The following is a 17,656-nucleotide window of genomic DNA, read 5'->3' on the forward strand; positions in this document are numbered from 1 at the left end:
AGAGGCAAAAAACTTCTGGCGCTGCCCCTGCGGCCTGCGTCACGGTAATCGGATCATGAGTGCAATCGACAATCTCCCCCCTCTGCGCGAGGTCATCGCCACACATCAACTCTCGGCGCGCAAATCCCTGGGTCAGAACTTCCTGCTGGATCTCAACCTGACCGCCAAAATCGCCCGTCAGGCTGGCGATCTTGCAGACTGCGACGTACTGGAAATCGGCCCCGGTCCTGGCGGCCTCACCCGAGGGCTCCTGTCCGAAGGCGCACGCAAGGTCGTGGCGGTGGAAAAAGATACCCGCTGCATTGCCGCCCTGAACGATATCGCCGCCGCCTATCCCGGAAGGCTGGAGGTCATCAATGGTGACGCGCTCGAGATCAACCCGCTGGAACATCTGACCCCGCCAATCCGCATCGCAGCCAACCTTCCATACAACGTCGGCACCGAACTGCTTGTGCGCTGGCTGACACCCCCTGAATGGCCCCCCTTCTGGCAGAGCCTGACGCTGATGTTCCAACGCGAAGTGGCCGAACGCATCGTGGCCCAGCCCGGTAGCAAGGCGTATGGCCGCCTCGCCATCCTTGCCCAATGGCGGGCCGAGGCGCGCATCGCCATGTCCCTTCCCCCCGGCGCCTTCACCCCTCCGCCCAAAGTCTCCAGCGCGGTGGTCCACCTGACCGCCCTGCCCGAACCGCGCTATCCTGCTGACGCCGCGACCCTGTCGCGTGTGGTGGCCTCCGCCTTCAATCAACGCCGCAAAATGCTGCGGGCCTCGCTCAAAGGCGTTGCCCCGGATATCGAGGATCGCTTGCAGGCCGCAGGTATCCAGCCCACTGAACGGGCCGAGCAGGTTCCGCTTGAAGCGTTCTGTGCCTTGGCGCGCGAAATCCAGACACCCTGATCAAAAAAAGCCCCGAGGCTTGACCTCGGGGCTTTGCGGTTTCTGATGCCGGCTTTATTCAGCCGCTTCCGGTGCGTCGCCATCCGTTTTGGGCGCATCTTCAGCCGCTGGCGCCGGTTTGGGTTTGCGTGCCCGCGGTTTGCGCGCAGGCTTTTCCTTCTTTTCCGGCGCCGGGGCTTCGGCCCCCTTGCTTTCCGGTGTCTCGACCAGACCGCTTTCCGGAGCAGCGTCCGGTGCGGCGAAATCCATTACGTCCGGCTGCGGGGCTTCGGCAGGATCGGCCTGCCGGGCCGCTTCACGTTCTTGGCGCTCGGCGCGCTCACGGTCACGCTCGGCCTGGCGTTCGCGGTTCTGGCGCTCCTGCTCTTCGCGGCGCGCTTCAATCTCGCGCTGCGCCTCACTCAGCATGCGCAGATAATGTTCTGCGTGCTGTTGGAAGTTTTCCGCCGCAACGCGGTCGTTTGACAGTTGAGCGTCACGCGCCAGCTGATTGTACTTATCAATGATTTGCTGCGGCGTGCCACGCACCTTGCCTTCAGGGCCCGAGCTGTCAAATACCCGGTTTACGACGTTACCGCCGGAAGGACGATTGCGGTTGTTCTTGGCCCGCGAGCGGGATTTGGAAGATCTCATTTTACTTTACGTCAGCCTTATCAATGCGCTGTCGCTCAACCCGTGTTTTGCACTGCTCTGAGGCGTTTGCCGTGACGGGATGTCGACTTTTTTGGGCTTGGCGTCAGGGGTGCGCTGCAACAGCGTCAACCTCGCCGACTAATCCTGAGTAAACATGTCCTGACCGTGCAGACAAGAGGAATCTCGAATTTTCACACGCTTTTTTACTCGGGGCAGCGTTTTTTGGCCTCAGACACCAGTTTCAACCCGGCATCTTTGCGCCGACAACCCGGTCACGCCCGTCCAGATCGGGGATTACGCGAATATCCGCCAAACCCGCCGCATCAAACAAGGCAGACACCAGATTTGCCTGTTTCGGGCCAATTTCCACAAGTAATCGCCCGCCTGGCAACAGAAAATCCGGGGCCGAGGCCGCAATCTGCCGATACGCGCCCAGCCCGTCCCCTTCATCGGTCAGCGCCATGCGCGGCTCGTGCTCCCGCACTTCGGGCGAAAGGTCCTCCATTTCGGTTACGGAAATATACGGCGGGTTGGAAACAATCAGGTCAAACCGGCCTTCAATGCCTTCAAACCAGTTTGACTGCGCAATCTCGGCTCGTCCCTGCACCTGGTGGAGCACGGCATTGGCGCTGGCCTGAAGACAGGCGGCTTCACTCAGGTCGACCCCAAGACCCGAAGCGCTGGTTCGTTCCGCAAGCAGTGTAACCAGAATACAGCCAGACCCGACCCCGAGGTCCAAAACATGGTCGAAGGGTTCGCTCAGCGCGGCCTCGATCAGGGTTTCAGTCTCGGGGCGTGGATCCAGAACATCGGAGCTGACACGAAACCTGCGCCCATAGAACTCGCGTTCGCCCAGCAGATGAGACACCGGCACCCGAATGGCACGCAAAGAAACCAACTGGTCATAGCGTTCAGCGATCTCGGGCTGCAACTCTTCCGGGGCAATCAGCGTCACTCGGCTGGCCTCTATCCGTGCGGCATGGGCCAACAACAGGCGCGCATCCCGCGCCGGGTCATCCACGCCCGCGGCCCTCAAGCGCGCGGTTGCGGCCACCATGGCCTGCGCTGCTGTTTGCAGGCCCGTCATTGCGCCATCTCGGCCAACAACCGGGCCTGATCATCCGCCGTCAGAGCGTCAATCACTTCGTCCAGATCCCCCTGCATCACCTGATCCAGTTTATAGAGCGTCAGGTTGATCCGGTGATCCGTCATCCGCCCCTGTGGGAAATTATAGGTGCGAATGCGTTCCGAACGATCCCCTGACCCCACCTGGCTGGCCCGGTCGGCGGAACGTTCGCTGTCGATCCGCTGCCGCTCGAGGTCATAAAGCCGCGTTTTCAGCACCTGCATGGCGATCTCGCGGTTGCGATGCTGGGACTTCTCGGAACTTGTGACCACCAAGCCCGTCGGAATATGGGTGATCCGCACCGCCGAGTCAGTGGTGTTCACGTGCTGCCCGCCCGCGCCGGAACTGCGCATCGTGTCGATACGGATGTCATTGGCGTCTACCTGGATGTCGACATCCTCGGCCTCGGGCAGTACCGCCACCGTCGCCGCCGAGGTGTGGATGCGCCCGCCGCTTTCGGTTTCGGGCACGCGCTGCACACGGTGCACGCCGGATTCGTATTTCAGCCGGGCAAAGACGTTGTCGCCCTTGATATGGGCCACCACCTCTTTGATCCCGCCCAGATCAGAAGCCTGTTCTTCGATGATCTCGAACTGCCACCCGCGGGCCTCGGCATAGCGTTGATACATACGCAACAGATCGCCCGCGAACAAAGCGGCCTCGTCCCCGCCGGTACCCGGGCGAATTTCCAGCATCGCCGGACGCGCATCCGCCGCATCCTTCGGCAGCAGCGCCAGTTGCAGCGCGTGTTCCGCCTCGGGGATGCGCGATTGCAGGTCCGGAATTTCCTCTTCGGCCAACTCCTTCATATCCGGGTCGGCCAGCATCGCCTCGGCCTCAGCCAGGTCTGCCACCAGCTGGCGCCAGGCCATGATCTGATCGACCACGGGTTTGAGGTCGGAATATTCCTTGGCCAACGCCGCAATATCGCCGCCCGATGCGCCATCCGCCATGGCTGCTTCGAGGTATTGGAAACGCTGGGTGATCTGTTCAAGACGTTCTTCGGGGATCATCCCGGCGGTGTCTATCATCCGGGGGCTTTGGTCAAGGGCCACGTCGTGCTAAGCTTGCTGTCATGAAACGGTTTTTGCTTGCCCTTTTGCTGACGTCCACGCCGGTTTACGCCGATTACGTCGGCCCTGACGGCAAGACCCGCGATTGCTATTGCACCGACACGTCCGGGTCCCGCATCGAACTGGGTGAGATGATCTGCCTGCAAGTCGACGGCCGCATGTTCACGGCACAATGCCAGATGTCCCTGAACGTGCCCATGTGGCGCGAGGTGCAGGAAGGATGTTTGTCATCCGGGTTGCAGAGCGATCCTGTTGATCACTTTGAACAGGATGAGGCGTCCTGAGCGCCGGTAGAACAGTTACATCTGCTCTAACCACCCATCAACCCGTGCCTTGTTCACACCGAAATCCCTGCGACCGAACCGCAAACGGCCATGGATGCGCAGCGTGTCGCCGTCCTGCTGAACAGTGGTATAGTCGGGGAAACCAATCCATATCGTGCGGGTGACATAGGTGATCATGCCCTCATCGACCGAACCTGCCAAAACCGAGGTGCGCGGCGTGGCGCGGGCGATCCGATCGAGGTTCTCCAACCCTTCCGGGCCGGTTGCAACAACGCGCAGAACGCCACCCGGCAAGTCCTGATCAACCTCTGCAACCGGTGCAATATGCCATTGCGCCAGAGCTGACGGGGCCAACCGGACGTAAGCGACCAGCCCAAGCACCAGCGCGATCACTGCCCACAAAACCATCTTTTTCATCCCGCTTTGCCCTCTTGCAGAAACCCTATGCGGATCAGGCGCCGGGGCAAGCCGTTCCGGGCCGGTTTACCGCGACGTCACACCCGGCAGGATACACAGCATCTCGTAGATCAGGTTGGCTGCCGTCAGGGCCGTGTTGCCGGATGGGTCATACGGAGGTGAAACCTCGACCAGATCACACCCCACCACATTCACACCCTGCAACGCGTGGATCAGTTGCAGCGCCTGCGGCGTGGTCAGCCCGGCAATCTCTGGTGTACCCGTGCCCGGTGCAAAGGCCGGGTCCAGGCTGTCGATGTCATAGGTGACATAGACCGGATGATCCCCGATGATCTTGCGGATCTGAGAGCCGATCTGCGTCAGGTTCTGCTGCCACAACTCCCAGGCCGGGAACTGGCGGAAGCCCCAATCCCTGGCTTCGGTGAAATCCGAAGCCGCATAGCCCGATCCGCGAATGCCGATCTGAAAGGTCTTGTCGGGGACAATCAGCCCCTCTTCATAGGCGCGGCGGAAGACGGTTCCGTGGGTCTCTTTCTCGCCGAACATCTCGTCATTCACATCCGCATGGGCATCCACATGCACCAGAGCCACCGGCCCATACTTTGCCGCAATGGCCCGCAGGATCGGCAGGGTGATCGAATGATCGCCCCCCATCGCCACCGGGGTCACGTTCTTTGCGAGGATCGCGTCATAGCTTTCCCTGATGATCCTCAGGCTGTCCGCAAGCGAGAAGGTGTTGATCGCCAGATCCCCGATGTCGGCGATTTGCAAGCTGTCGAACGGAGCCGCCGAGGTAGCCATGTTGTAGGGCCTTATCATCGCGCTTTCGCTGCGGATCTGTTTGGGTCCGAACCGGGTGCCCGATCGCCACGAGGTGCCGATATCCATCGGAATCCCCAAAACCGCCACATCCAGCCCCGCCAGCGAGGCTGCCTGGGACAGGCGCATAAACGTATTCGGCCCCGAAAACCGCGCCAGATCATTACCGCTGATGGGTTGGTTGAATTGTGTCATTTTCTTTCTCGACAAGCCCCAGAGTATTTTGCTTTACGAACTGTTTCGAAGTTCGCGCAAATTTTCCGAAACATCATCATTAATTGGATAAGAAACACTTAATGACGTCTCAAAATCTGCGTCCGATGAAAAACGGGTGTACGTCGCACCCCAGCGCCTATCATCCCCTCGGGGATGGCTTTCCCATACGAGAAACGCGTCCCAAGTGTCCAATCCGTGATTGTTGTCGGGCCTCAGTGCAGGCAATTCTCTTTCGATCAACCCGATGACACCTGTGTCCAGTGCGTGGTGTTCGCTTGCGTTCATCGGTCGCAAGGCATCAGAAACAGAGCACCTTCTATCACTATATCGAAGCATCATTACTGTTTCGGGATCAACCCAAGCCAGCCCGTCAGCCCGCTCGAGGCGCACTAGACGTTTTTCTGGAGCAACGACCTGACCGTCGGCAAATGGTACGCAGTATGTCTCAAACAAAGTCATTGCTGAATGCTCGCGAGCAGTTGGCTGATGCAGGCGATCACGCGCAAAATACCCGAGCGGCAACCCAAGGAGAACAATGCACGCCCAGATCAGAGCTTTTCGTTTAGTCATGCGAGTTTATTCCACCCCAACAGGCAGACGATCTGCGTCGCCACATGCGCCCCCGCAATCGCCGTCGCGCCGGATGTATCGAACGGCGGAGACACTTCGACCACGTCGCCGCCCTTGATGTTGATCCCCGCAATGTCGCGCAGGATGATCTGCGCCTGAATGGAACTCAAACCACCCCAGACCGGTGTCCCCGTACCCGGTGCAAAGGCCGGGTCCAGACCGTCGATATCAAAGCTTAGGTAGACCGGGCTGTCGCCCAGAATGCCCTTGATCTTCTGCGCCACGGCGGCGGGGCCAGATTCGTAGACCTCGCGCGCGTCGATGATGTTGACGCCCAGCGTGTCCTCGTTGGTGGTGCGGATCCCCACCTGAACCGAACGTTTCGGATCCACGATCCCCGACTTCACCGCCTTGTAGAACATGGTGCCGTGGTCCACCCGGCTCATGTCGTCATCGGCCCAGGTGTCGGTATGGGCGTCGAACTGCAACAGCGACATCGGCCCGTATTTCTCGGCATAGGCCTTGAGGATCGGAAAGCTGATATAGTGGTCGCCCCCCAGCGCGACCGAGGCCACATCCGCCGTCAGAATGGTGCGGATATGGTCGGTCAGCGTGTCGGGAAAGGCGGGAATGTTGGCATAGTCATAGGCCATATCGCCGTAGTCGATGATAGCCAGCTCGCTGAGCGCATCGAAGGGCCAGCCATAAGGTGCATCGGGCGATTGCAGCGCGCTGGCCTCGCGGATTGCACGCGGGCCAAGGCGGGTGCCCGGGCGGTTGGTCACCGCCTGATCAAACGGCACGCCGGTCACGGCGATGTCGACGCCGGTCAGGTTCTTGGTATACAGCCGCCGCAGAAACGAGGTCGCCCCGCCAAAGGTGTTTTCATAGGACAGGCCTTTGAGATCCGGGTTGGTGAATGCCTCGTCCACCTGGTTTTTTGCGTCTTCCAGTGCCATTTCGCTCCCCCATCAGCCCAACGGCTGCGCCTTTTCCACGATCCGTGCGAAGAACGATGCCCCCACCGGCGCGATATCATCATTGAAGTTGTATTTCGGATGATGCAGCCCGGCACCATCACCCTGCCCAAGGAACAGATAAGCCCCTGGTCGCGACTGAAGCATGTACGAAAAATCCTCGGCCCCCATGTCGCGCCCCATTGTGTCGATCACCCGTTCAGCCCCCGACACTTCGCGCGCGACGGCCGCGGCAAAGGCTGCCTTTTCAGCATCGTTGATCGTCGCCGGGTATCCCACCTGATATTCAAGCCGTGCCTCGACACCGTAAGACGCGGCCTGCCCCTGAACGATCTGCTCCATCCGGTCCATCACCATTTTCTGCACCGAAGGATCGAATGTACGAACCGTGCCGTTCAGATAGGCGGTGTCCGGGATCACGTTGTTCACCGTTCCGGCGTGGATCTGAGTGACCGAAACAACCAGGTCTTCCACTGCATAGTGGTTGCGGCTGACGATGGTCTGGATCGCCTGTGCAATGCCGCAGGCCGCCATGACCGGGTCGCGGGTCTGATGCGGCATGGCGCCATGGCCGCCGACGCCTTGGATATGAATATCGAACGTATCGACCGCCGCCATGATCGGCCCCGGCGTTGTATGGAACGTACCTTCCGGGTTTCCCGGATCGTTGTGTATTCCATAGACCTCAGAGATATCGAACCGCTCCATGATGCCTTCTTCGACCATGACACCCGCACCGCCACCTTCTTCCTCGGCCGGTTGAAAGATCAGGGCCACACGGCCGCGGAAATTTCGCGTCTCGGCCAGATACCGCGCCGCGCCCAGCAGCATTGTGGTGTGCCCGTCATGCCCGCAGGCATGCATCTTTCCAGGATTCTTCGATGCATAGTCGACGCCTGTTTCTTCGGTGATCGGCAATGCATCCATATCGGCGCGCAGGCCAATGGTCGGGCCGTCGCCCTGCCCGTTGATGATCGCGACCATCCCGGTTTTTGCGATCCCTTCATGCAATTCATCAACCCCGAATTCACGCAGACGCTCGGCCACAAACGCGGCAGTCTCAAAGCACTCGAACTCCAACTCGGGTATCGTGTGCAGATATTGGCGCCATCTGGTCATATCGGCAGAGAAATCGGCAATTCGGTTGACGACGGGCATCTGGGGTGGACTCCTGATCGGGACTGCGGGATGGATGCATCTGACACCGGAATGAAAGGGTTCGCAATGGCCGATAATCCTCTGATCCATGACAGTGACGCAGGGATCGAACGCCTGCTGGAAATCATGCGCCGCCTGCGTGATCCGCAAACCGGCTGCCCGTGGGATATCGAACAGGATTTCGCCACCATCGCGCCCTATACGATCGAAGAGGCCTATGAGGTCGCCGACGCCATCGAGCGTGAGGCCTGGGACGAGCTGAAGGGAGAGCTGGGCGATCTGCTGTTCCAATCCGTATTTCACGCTCAAATGGCGGAAGAAGCGGGATATTTCACCTTTCAGGACGTGGTTCGCACCATGTCCGACAAGATGGTGGCCCGGCATCCGCATGTCTTCGGTGACGAATCCCGCGATAAATCCGCCGAACAGCAGACCAAGGACTGGGAAGCCATCAAGGCCGCCGAACGTGCGGGCAAGGAACAGAAAGGCGCGTTGGACGGGGTGGCCGCCAACCTGCCAGCCCTGCTGCGGGCGCATAAGCTGCAAAAACGGGCCGCGCGCGTAGGGTTCGACTGGCCCGACGCCAGCCACGTTCTGGCCAAGATCACCGAAGAAGCCACCGAACTGGAAGAGGCGCGTGACAAGATGGACGCGGATGCGCTTGAGGATGAGTTTGGGGATCTGCTGTTCGTGATGGTCAATCTGGGTCGTCATCTTGGCATCGAACCCGAGGCCGCGTTGCGCCGCACCAATGCCAAGTTCACCCGTCGCTTTGAACAGGTCGAGACCCGGCTGGCCGAACGGGGAAAGACCCCCTCGCAAAGCGATCTGGCCGAGATGGATGCGCTGTGGGACGAGGTCAAAACCGAAGAGCATCGCGCCAACGGCAAACTCCCGCCGGTTGAAGCCATGGCCGCACCCAGAAACGGGTAGACAAGGCACCCGACACTTGCGAGTGTCCCACCTTCACGACCACCGGAGACGCCCATGCCCCCTCGCAAGATCATCATCGACACCGATCCCGGACAGGACGATGCCGTCGCCATCCTGCTGGCGCTGGCCAGCCCGGAGGATATCGAGGTTCTTGGCATCACGGCGGTCGCAGGCAACGTGCCCCTGGAATTGACCGCCAAGAACGCTCGGATCGTGTGCGAACTGGCGGGCCGGACCGATATACCTGTTTATGCGGGCTGCGACAGACCGTTGAACCGCCCGCTGGTCACGGCCGAGCATGTGCATGGCAAGACAGGTCTGGATGGCCCGGACCTGCCCGATCCGCAGATGCCGCTGACCAAAGGGCATGCGGTGGATTTCATCATCGACACCCTGCGCGCTGAAGAACCGGGCACGGTAACCCTTTGCCCGCTGGGGCCACTGACAAATATCGCGACCGCGTTCAGCAAGGCTCCGGACATTGTGGACCGGGTACAGGAAATCGTTCTGATGGGCGGAGCGTATTTCGAGGTCGGCAACATCACCCCGACAGCTGAGTTCAACATTCACGTCGATCCAGAAGCTGCTGATATCGTTTTCAAATCCGGCAGTCCTATCGTGGTCATGTCGCTGGATGTCACGCACAAGGCGCTGGTCACCAAACCCCGCAATGATGCGTTCCGTGCGCTGGGAAACAAAGTCGGAATCGCCGTCGCCGAGATGACCGATTTCTTCGAAAGGTTCGACAAGGAAAAATACGGCAGCGCAGGTGCGCCTTTGCACGACCCTTGCGTGACCGCCTATCTGATCCGGCCCGAGCTGTTTTCGGGCCGTCATGTGAATGTCGAGATTGAAACCCAGTCCGAGCTGACAATGGGCATGACGGTCGCCGATTGGTGGGGCGTAACCGACCGCGCGCCCAATGCGCTGTTCATGGGGGAAATCGACGCCGACGGCTTCTTCAATCTTTTGACGGAAAGGCTGGCCAGATTATGAGCGCCGCCCTGCGCCTGGCGCGCCCCAAGGACCTGGATCGTCTGATGGCACTGGTCACCGCCTTCCATACCGAAGCCGGATTGACGCAAGACCCGGACCAGACCCGAAACGCTCTGACACCCCTGCTCGAGGGTATTCCCCATGGCTGTGTCTATCTGATCGGCCCCGGACGCGCGCCGTTGGGCTACATCATCCTGACCTTCGGCTGGTCCGTCGAATTCGGCGGCATGGACGGTTTCGTGGACGAAATCTATATCCGGCCCGCTGTTCGCGGCCGCGGCATCGCAACCGAAGTTCTACTGGCGCTGCCCAAAGCTTTGTCCGAAGCGGGGCTGACTGCCCTTCATCTGGAAGTCGACCGGCACAACGAGGCCGCACAGAAAATCTATCTGCGTACCGGGTTCAAACCTCGCGACAGATATATGCTGATGAGCAAGTCGCTTTAACGAGACTCGCCGCGGAAGATATTGGCCGGGTTCATGTCCTGTACCGGGTCATTCGACGAAACTTCTTCTCCGGTTATCGGATACGTTCCCGGACCCGCGCAGGCGGACAATACTGTGATGGACGCTGTGACGATTATCAGAAGGAATTTGGATACAGACATCGTGGTCTCCTTTCTGCAATGAAGAAAGACTACGGCATTTGGAGTGAACGCGATAAGTAACAAGTTCACACATAAGAATAATTAAGCCACTTAAATATTATCAAATTTCCACGTCTAAGACGACCATGCCCCTGAGAATTTTATCTTTTTTCTGGCACGCCAATGTCTTCTTCAAAAAGCGGCATCTCGAAAAAAAGCAGGTGATCGCGTGCGATTTCAGGAGTTTCGTAATAGGCGTCGCGCAGGTGAAAGCCCAAAGACAGGTATAACCGAGTCGCCACTTCCAGGGGTTTGCCGGTGTCCATTCGAATATAGTCGAACCCAAGATCTCGGCACATTTCGATCAGCGAAAGCATGATGGCACAGCCTGCGCCGGTCCCCCTTGCTGCGTCGGTTACAAATACGCGTTTGATTTCAGCCACACCGGGCTCGTAGGTGTGAAACATGCCGCAGCCGACCGGTTCCCCATGCAGCAATGCCAGTTTGATCCCACCGTTCGGCGGTGCGTGTTCCGCGTCAATGTTGTCCATTACACGGGCGTATTTTTCGCTTGGGTAGAAAGCCTGCACAATCTGGGCGGTTCTTTCATCCAGTGCCAGCAGGAAATCCCTGTAATCCCAACACAAACGCCGAACCGCTTCAAACTGGTCCGGCGTTTCCGGTTCGATGATGTTCAGCACAATGCGACCCCCGGATTAAACCCGGGGGTCAGCCTAGCACCAAGTGCGTTATTTGCGAAGGATCGACGCGCCTGCGTATTCGGCCACTTCCCCCAGCGACTCCTCGATGCGGATCAGCTGGTTGTATTTCGCCAACCGGTCCGATCGCGCCAATGAGCCGGTTTTGATCTGACCACAATTCGTCGCCACGGCCAGATCGGCAATGGTCGCGTCCTCGGTCTCGCCCGAACGGTGCGACATCACGTTGGTGTACCGCGCGCGGTGCGCCATATCGACGGCGCGCAGGGTTTCGGTCAGCGAACCGATCTGGTTCACCTTGACCAGCATTGAGTTCGCGCAGCCACGTTCGATCCCTTCGGCCAGACGTTCCGGGTTGGTCACGAACAGGTCATCACCAACCAGTTGCACCTTGTCGCCGATGGCATCGGTCAGGGCCTTCCAGCCATCCCAGTCATCTTCAGACATGCCATCTTCGATCGAGATGATCGGATAGTCATTGACCAGAGCAGCCAGATAGGCTGCGTTTTCCTCGGATGTCAGGGTGATCCCCTCGCCCGCCAGAACGTATTTGCCGTCTTTGAAATACTCGGTCGCCGCGCAATCCAAGGCCAGGTGGATTTCTTCGCCCGGCTTGTAGCCCGCCTTTTCGATGGATTTCAGGATGAAATCCAGCGCCTCACGTGTGCTGGCAATGTTGGGGGCAAAACCGCCCTCGTCGCCCACGCCCGTGGCCAGACCCGCGGAAGACAGTTCTTTCTTCAGTGTATGGAACACCTCGGACCCCATGCGCACCGCTTCGCGAATGTTCGCGGCGGCGGTCGGCATGATCATGAATTCCTGAATGTCGATCGGGTTGTCGGCATGTTCGCCACCATTGATAATGTTCATCATCGGAACCGGCAGAACCCGCGCCGAGGTGCCGCCCACATAGCGATAGAGCGGCTGGGTGGTGAAATCCGCCGCCGCCTTCGCCGTGGCCAGCGAGACACCCAGGATAGCGTTCGCACCCAGACGGCCTTTGTTCTCGGTGCCGTCCAGCTCGATCATGGCCTGGTCAATGGCCACCTGCTCGGTCGCGTCAAAGCCCACCAGTTCTTCGGCAATCTCGCCGTTCACGGCGGCGACGGCTTCCAGAACGCCTTTGCCCATATAGCGCGCCTTGTCGCCATCGCGTTTTTCAACCGCCTCATAGGCACCGGTGGACGCGCCCGAGGGTACGGCAGCGCGACCCATGGTGCCGTCTTCCAGAATCACGTCAACTTCGACTGTCGGATTGCCCCGGCTGTCCAGAATTTCGCGTGCGTGGATGTCGATGATGGTGCTCATGAAGCCTGTCCCTGTGACTGCGGTCGGTTGCACGCGTCATAGCAGCAACCGGCCAAAAGTAAACCGGTTCCGTTAACGCTAACACGTATATTCCCGGACATTTAGGGCTAACAATTCGCTGTTTGCGCCAACAGGGTCAGGCAGGTGCCAATTCCCGCGCCAGACGCCGTTCGCGGACAAAGGTATAAAGACCCGAGCCGATGATCAGGGTCGCCCCCGCCATTGTCAGCGCATCAGGGCGTTCACCGAACATCAGCATTCCAGCAAGGATCGAGAACACAAGGCGCGTGTACCGGAACGGCATCAGGGCCGAGGCTTCGCCCACCCTCATCGCAGTGACAATGCCGTAATAGCCCAGCACGCCAAATCCGATCGCCCCCGCATAAGGGCCCGTTTGACCGGCTTGAACCGGCACGAAGGATGCCCCGGACATGACCATCAGAACCAGGCCGGCCACAGCCACCGCAATATAGGCCTGCATCGCAACGACGGATGAGGGCACGCGTGGGTCCAGCTTGCGGGTGATCAGATCGCGCGCCGCAATGGCGACCACGGACAACACCACAAACAGGGATTCCGGCCGAAAGCCCTCCATCCCCGGACGGATGATCATCAGAACACCGACAAAGCCGACACCGATCGCGCTCCAGCGACGCCAGCCGACCTGCTCTCCAAGGAACAGGGCCGCACCCATGGTGACGACCAGCGGCATGGCCTGAAACACGGCCGCAACGGTGGACAGGTCGATCAGCGACAACGCCGTCACGAACGCCACCGCGCCAAAGCCTTCGGTCGCAGCGCGGATCAATGGCAGGGCTTTCCATGCCACGGGGTCAAAGATCCGCTTTCGGGTGACCACTGACATCGCGGCAAACACGAGCCCGCAAAACACGCCCAGAAACACCATGATCTGCCCTGTCGGCACAGAGCCGGACAGGAGCTTGATGAACATGTCCTCAAGTGCAAAGGCCGCCATCGACCCGATAAGCAGCAGGATGCCGTTTACGTTGTTCATTTGCGCGTCCGTTGGAAAGGGCACATCTGGTGCCTGTAGATGCACAACAACCTCAACCAACGGCATCTGGCAAGACAATTCCCGTCACGCCTGATGAATTAACGTGAGGCGATCAATCGCGTTTCGTGATGGGTCAGTCCTTTTCCAGCGGGACGCCGTACAGCTCCAACCGGTGCCCTTTCAGCTTATACCCAAGCTTGGCGGCGATTCTTTCCTGTAGGGCTTCGATCTCGGGGTCGACGAATTCGATAACCTCTCCTGACTGCATGTCGATCAGGTGGTCGTGGTGATCGCGCTCGGCGTCCTCGTACCGGGCCCGTCCGTCGCCGAACTCAAGACGTTCCAGAATACCAGCCTCTTCGAACAGTTTGACCGTGCGATAGACCGTTGCAATGGAAATGCCTTTGTCCGCAGCAGACGCCCGCGCATAGAGTTCCTCGACATCCGGGTGGTCGTCGCTCTGTTCCAGTACCTGCGCGATGACCCTTCTTTGACCGGTCATGCGCAGCCCTTTGGCTTCACAACGCCCAATAATCGTTTCCGACATGATGCCCCTCAGACTTGCTCGGGTGTCTGTCTTAATATGTCTGCGCAGGTTTCGCTACAGGGATTTCACCTTTTGCGACCTTCTGATCTGGCGCGCGTCAGATCGGCCCAGACCGGCAGGTGATCAGATGCGATATGCGCGGGACGTGTGTCGTGAACACCGTGCGCCACGGCCTGTATTCCGCTGCCCAGCGCGATCCGATCCAGCGCGCCCAGGGGCTGCGCGGCGGGAAAACTTGGTCTGGGAGGCAGAAACCGCATTTCGGGGACCAGGTGATCCAGAACTGGCTGACGTGACCACTCGTTGAAGTCACCGGCCCAAACAGTCGGCATCTGGTCCATGTCCCAGTCGTTCCGCCGAATGTGCAAAATCTGCTGTCGCCGCGACGCTGGCAACAGTCCAAGATGCATACCCATCACGCGCAATGGCCCGATATGGGTGTCGAACTCGACACGCACCGCACCGCGCGGCTCCAGCCCCGGCAACTCGTGATGCCCTTTTCGGCGGACCGAGATACCCTCTCCGCGCCAGATCACCGCGTTGCCGTGCCAGCCCAGACTTCCCGCGCCGCCCAGATCTACGATCTGCCATCCCGCCTCGTCCAACATAAAATGCGGCAGCGCGGCCGGACGGGGGGGCAGGCGCTTGTCGGCCTCCTGCAACACCACGATATCCGCTTTCATGTTTTCGATGACTTGCAGAATACGTTGGGGTTGGCGCCGGAAATCCAACCCGACGCATTTCTGAATGTTGTAGCTTGCGATACGCAGCGTGGAGGAAGTTGGCATGAGGGCGTGACCAAATGAATTGCCCTAAAGTGCCATGCCTGACGTGAGGCGCAACCCCTCTGCTTGGTTTCCTGCTGCGACAATTCCGATACGGCATCCGCCCCCAGCAATCTGCCTGCTATTTCGGCGATTGAAACCTGGCTGATATCAAAGCGAAGGTTCCGCTTGATCCCCGGCCCTGCAACGCTCTATCCCGATGCGGTGACGACAACGCATCGCAGCCAAAGCGGGGCCCGCATGAGCCTGAGCCAGACCCAACCCGACAACAGCACCCGGGCCAGTATCGTTTTGGTGACAGGCGGCGCGCTATGGGGCCTTTATTGGATTCCGGTGCGGTTTTTCTTTGATCAGGGCCTGACCGGCCCTTGGTCAGGGATCGCGATGTACTGCGCGGCCCTGATTGCGTTGATCCCCTTCGTCTGGTCCGACAGGCGCATGCTGGCCCGGCAATGGCGCGATTTGATGCTCAGCGGAATGTTCACAGGGGCTGCATTCGGCCTGTATTCGATCAGCCTTGTCTACACCGACGTCGTCCGCTCGATCCTGTTGTTCTATCTCACCCCGATCTGGGGCACGATTCTGGGCGTCGTATTTCTGAAAGAACGCCTGAGCCTGATGCGCCTTGCGGGTCTGATCTGCGGGCTTGGCGGGCTGTTTGTCGTGCTCGGAGGCGCCGGGTTCGTGCCATGGCCGCAGAACTTGGGTGACTGGCTGGCACTGGCATCGGGCATATGCTGGGCATTGGGTACACTGGGCCTGTACAAGGCTGGCAGCATGACCATCTCGGGTCAGGTCTTTGCCTTTGTGATTGGCGCGTTGTTGCTGTCGCTTGTCAGCCTGCTGATGCTTGGGGGCCAAACCCTGCCGAACATCACAGGCGAAGAGTCGATCCGCATAGCGGGATATGCAATGCTGTCCACCTTTTATGTCCTGCCCATGATCTACATGACCATCTGGCCAGCAACCAAGCTGTCCCCCGCAAAGGTCGGCCTGCTGCTGATGAGCGAGGTTGTCGTTGGCATCGCTTCAGCCGCCGCCCTGTCAGGAGAACCATTTGGCCTGCGTGAGTTTCTGGGCGCCATCCTGATCGTCAGCGCCGCGGTGATGGAAATCCTGCGGAAATAGATGCAGGCCTCGCGTCACGTCCCGCAGAATGTTGCATGGACCACCTCATTTTCGGCCGGAGGACGCCTCAGGTCTTCCGCATCCCCCTGATCCTCGTACGGTCGCGCCAACACAGCGTTCAGCCGGTCGAAGGGCGCGTAATCACCCTGCACCGCCGACTGGATCATCTGTTCGATCCGGTGATTGCGCGGAATGAATGCGGGGTTTGCGGCGGTCATCACCTCCAGTGGCGCCGCTTCGTGCGCCAACCGTGCACGCCAGTCTTTTTCCCAAGCGTCAAACGCTGCCGGGTCAAGGAACTGATCCCGCGCCGTGCCACCGCCCAGCGCCCGGAAGGTATTGGTGAAATCCGCCTGCCCCCCGGCCATGCGCTTCAGAAGGTCGGTGATCAGTTCCTGATCGCCCTCGTCCGCGGTTGCCAGTCCGATCTTTGCCCGGAACCGGGACAACCAGTTCTGTTGCAGCAGGTCCGGCATCGCGTGGACGATCTCGGTCGCCTCTTCCACGGCGGCCTCTTTGTCGTCCATCTGCTGGATCAAGGCCGTTGCCAACTGCGCGAGGTTCCACACCGCGATATCAGGCTGGTTCGAATAGGCATAACGACCCATCCGGTCAATCGAGCTGTAGACGGTGTTGGGGTGATACGTGTCCATGAACGCACATGGGCCGTAGTCAATGGTCTCACCCGCGATCGAGCAGTTATCGGTATTCATCACCCCATGGATGAACCCCACGCTCATCCATCGTGCAATCAAACCGGCCTGCGCATCGCGCACCGAACGTAACAGGCCCATCGGCCCATCTGCCTTTGGGTAATGCCGCGCAATGGCATAGTCCGTCAGGCGCTTCAGGCTGTCCATCTGCCCACGCGCTGCAAAAACCTGAAAGGTCCCCACCCGCAGATGACTGGATGCAACCCGGGTCAGAACAGCTCCGGGCATCGGAGCTTCACGAAAGACGGTCTCGCCGGTTTCCACGGCTGCCAAGGCGCGTGTGGTCGGAATGCCCAGGGCATGCATCGCCTCGGACACCACATATTCCCGCAGCACCGGCCCCAGCCAGGCCCGGCCATCGCCCCGGCGGGAAAACGGCGTAGGACCCGAACCTTTCAACTGGATGTCCCGGCGCACCCCGTCCGTTCCAACCGTCTCGCCCAACAGCACCGCACGCCCGTCGCCCAGCTGCGGGTTGTATTGCCCGAACTGATGCCCGGAATAAAGCTGTGCGATGGGCTCGGCACCTTCGGGAATACTGTTTCCCGCAAAGGCTTCGGCCATGTCCTCGACGTCTCCGGGCGATATCCGCAGCAACCTGGCCAGATCATCGTTGAACGCAATCATCCTTGGCGCGCGCACGGGAACCGGTGACTGCCGTGCAAAGAACGCATTCGGCAGACGGGCATAGGAGTTATCGAAGGGGATTTTCAGGGTCATGTCGTAAACATATCCCTCGGACGCATGAATACCAT

Annotated in this window: 21 protein-coding genes; 6 read left to right on the top strand and 15 right to left on the bottom strand. The window is 59.8% G+C overall.

Annotated elements, in window-relative coordinates; all coding sequences use genetic code 11:
* The first annotated feature begins 55 nt into the window (after positions 1 to 55).
* Positions 56 to 898 carry a 16S rRNA (adenine(1518)-N(6)/adenine(1519)-N(6))-dimethyltransferase RsmA gene (rsmA, locus tag ACR0FB_RS02475; protein WP_209832883.1) on the top strand — a complete coding sequence of 281 codons (843 nt, stop codon included), beginning with the start codon at positions 56 to 58 and terminating at the stop codon, positions 896 to 898.
* A 54-nt stretch (positions 899 to 952) separates the two neighbouring features.
* Here rsmA and ACR0FB_RS02480 read toward each other — a convergent pair whose 3' ends face one another.
* The 3 genes from ACR0FB_RS02480 to prfA form a co-directional block, all read right to left on the bottom strand.
* On the bottom strand, positions 953 to 1,531 hold the full coding sequence (locus ACR0FB_RS02480; RefSeq protein WP_170344043.1) for a DUF4167 domain-containing protein: 579 nt from the start codon (positions 1,529 to 1,531) through the stop codon (positions 953 to 955).
* A 241-nt stretch (positions 1,532 to 1,772) separates the two neighbouring features.
* Positions 1,773 to 2,618, bottom strand: coding sequence for a peptide chain release factor N(5)-glutamine methyltransferase (gene prmC, locus ACR0FB_RS02485; protein ID WP_209832881.1), 846 nt, complete (start codon positions 2,616 to 2,618; stop codon positions 1,773 to 1,775).
* Positions 2,615 to 3,670, bottom strand: a complete 1,056-nt coding sequence (prfA, locus tag ACR0FB_RS02490; protein ID WP_171633802.1) for a peptide chain release factor 1 — start codon at positions 3,668 to 3,670, stop codon at positions 2,615 to 2,617. The genes prmC and prfA overlap by 4 nt, the downstream gene beginning before the upstream one ends.
* Positions 3,671 to 3,732: 62 nt before the next feature.
* Here prfA and ACR0FB_RS02495 point away from each other — a divergent pair, with 62 nt between their 5' ends.
* A complete protein-coding gene (locus tag ACR0FB_RS02495) occupies positions 3,733 to 4,014 on the top strand; it encodes a hypothetical protein (protein WP_209832879.1) in 282 nt (93 codons plus the stop codon).
* A 15-nt stretch (positions 4,015 to 4,029) separates the two neighbouring features.
* Here the strand turns inward: ACR0FB_RS02495 and ACR0FB_RS02500 are convergent, their stop codons facing one another.
* From ACR0FB_RS02500 to ACR0FB_RS02520, 5 genes are all read right to left on the bottom strand, one after another.
* Positions 4,030 to 4,422: a DUF1499 domain-containing protein gene (locus tag ACR0FB_RS02500; protein ID WP_480619570.1), complete on the bottom strand. Its 393-nt coding sequence runs from the start codon at positions 4,420 to 4,422 to the stop codon at positions 4,030 to 4,032.
* Positions 4,423 to 4,497: 75 nt separating this feature from the next.
* On the bottom strand, positions 4,498 to 5,445 hold the full coding sequence (gene speB / locus ACR0FB_RS02505) for an agmatinase (protein ID WP_171631958.1): 948 nt from the start codon (positions 5,443 to 5,445) through the stop codon (positions 4,498 to 4,500).
* A 33-nt stretch (positions 5,446 to 5,478) separates the two neighbouring features.
* Complete coding sequence (locus ACR0FB_RS02510) at positions 5,479 to 6,036, bottom strand: hypothetical protein (protein ID WP_480619572.1); 558 nt, start codon at positions 6,034 to 6,036, stop codon at positions 5,479 to 5,481.
* Positions 6,033 to 6,995: an agmatinase gene (gene speB, locus ACR0FB_RS02515; RefSeq protein ID WP_171723130.1), complete on the bottom strand. Its 963-nt coding sequence runs from the start codon at positions 6,993 to 6,995 to the stop codon at positions 6,033 to 6,035. The genes ACR0FB_RS02510 and speB (ACR0FB_RS02515) overlap by 4 nt, the downstream gene beginning before the upstream one ends.
* A gap of 12 nt (positions 6,996 to 7,007) precedes the next feature.
* Entirely contained in the window at positions 7,008 to 8,171 is a 1,164-nt protein-coding gene (locus ACR0FB_RS02520; RefSeq protein WP_171631950.1) for a M20 aminoacylase family protein, read from the bottom strand.
* A gap of 66 nt (positions 8,172 to 8,237) precedes the next feature.
* Between ACR0FB_RS02520 and mazG the strand changes: the two genes are divergently transcribed.
* The 3 genes from mazG to ACR0FB_RS02535 are packed head-to-tail and all read left to right on the top strand — an operon-like array spanning position 8,238 to position 10,546.
* The gene (gene mazG, locus ACR0FB_RS02525; RefSeq protein WP_480619574.1) at positions 8,238 to 9,104 is read left to right on the top strand and encodes a nucleoside triphosphate pyrophosphohydrolase; all 867 of its coding nucleotides are present in this window, start codon (positions 8,238 to 8,240) and stop codon (positions 9,102 to 9,104) included.
* A 54-nt stretch (positions 9,105 to 9,158) separates the two neighbouring features.
* The gene (locus ACR0FB_RS02530; RefSeq protein WP_480619576.1) at positions 9,159 to 10,100 is read left to right on the top strand and encodes a nucleoside hydrolase; all 942 of its coding nucleotides are present in this window, start codon (positions 9,159 to 9,161) and stop codon (positions 10,098 to 10,100) included.
* Positions 10,097 to 10,546 carry a GNAT family N-acetyltransferase gene (locus ACR0FB_RS02535; protein ID WP_480619578.1) on the top strand — a complete coding sequence of 150 codons (450 nt, stop codon included), beginning with the start codon at positions 10,097 to 10,099 and terminating at the stop codon, positions 10,544 to 10,546. The genes ACR0FB_RS02530 and ACR0FB_RS02535 overlap by 4 nt, the downstream gene beginning before the upstream one ends.
* Here ACR0FB_RS02535 and ACR0FB_RS02540 read toward each other — a convergent pair.
* The 6 genes from ACR0FB_RS02540 to ACR0FB_RS02565 form a co-directional block, all read right to left on the bottom strand.
* The gene (locus ACR0FB_RS02540; RefSeq protein ID WP_171631940.1) at positions 10,543 to 10,707 is read right to left on the bottom strand and encodes a hypothetical protein; all 165 of its coding nucleotides are present in this window, start codon (positions 10,705 to 10,707) and stop codon (positions 10,543 to 10,545) included. The genes ACR0FB_RS02535 and ACR0FB_RS02540 overlap by 4 nt on opposite strands.
* A gap of 140 nt (positions 10,708 to 10,847) precedes the next feature.
* Positions 10,848 to 11,387: a GNAT family N-acetyltransferase gene (locus tag ACR0FB_RS02545; protein WP_171631937.1), complete on the bottom strand. Its 540-nt coding sequence runs from the start codon at positions 11,385 to 11,387 to the stop codon at positions 10,848 to 10,850.
* Positions 11,388 to 11,435: 48 nt separating this feature from the next.
* Positions 11,436 to 12,713 (bottom strand): phosphopyruvate hydratase, encoded by a 1,278-nt coding sequence (eno, locus tag ACR0FB_RS02550; protein ID WP_171723125.1) that lies wholly within the window; start codon positions 12,711 to 12,713, stop codon positions 11,436 to 11,438.
* A gap of 136 nt (positions 12,714 to 12,849) precedes the next feature.
* Complete coding sequence (locus tag ACR0FB_RS02555; RefSeq protein WP_171723124.1) at positions 12,850 to 13,728, bottom strand: DMT family transporter; 879 nt, start codon at positions 13,726 to 13,728, stop codon at positions 12,850 to 12,852.
* Positions 13,729 to 13,861: 133 nt separating this feature from the next.
* A complete protein-coding gene (locus tag ACR0FB_RS02560; protein ID WP_171631929.1) occupies positions 13,862 to 14,275 on the bottom strand; it encodes a Fur family transcriptional regulator in 414 nt (137 codons plus the stop codon).
* A gap of 65 nt (positions 14,276 to 14,340) precedes the next feature.
* A complete protein-coding gene (locus ACR0FB_RS02565) occupies positions 14,341 to 15,063 on the bottom strand; it encodes an endonuclease/exonuclease/phosphatase family protein (RefSeq protein WP_152458217.1) in 723 nt (240 codons plus the stop codon).
* A gap of 165 nt (positions 15,064 to 15,228) precedes the next feature.
* Between ACR0FB_RS02565 and ACR0FB_RS02570 the strand changes: the two genes are divergently transcribed.
* Positions 15,229 to 16,188 (top strand): DMT family transporter, encoded by a 960-nt coding sequence (locus ACR0FB_RS02570; RefSeq protein ID WP_480619580.1) that lies wholly within the window; start codon positions 15,229 to 15,231, stop codon positions 16,186 to 16,188.
* 14 nt (positions 16,189 to 16,202) lie between these two features.
* On the opposite strand, the gene ACR0FB_RS02575 is transcribed toward ACR0FB_RS02570, so the two are convergent.
* Positions 16,203 to 17,621 (bottom strand): protein adenylyltransferase SelO, encoded by a 1,419-nt coding sequence (locus tag ACR0FB_RS02575; protein WP_210092801.1) that lies wholly within the window; start codon positions 17,619 to 17,621, stop codon positions 16,203 to 16,205.
* Positions 17,622 to 17,656 lie beyond the last annotated feature (35 nt).

The sequence above is a fragment of the Ruegeria sp. P10 genome (genome assembly GCF_056534925.1).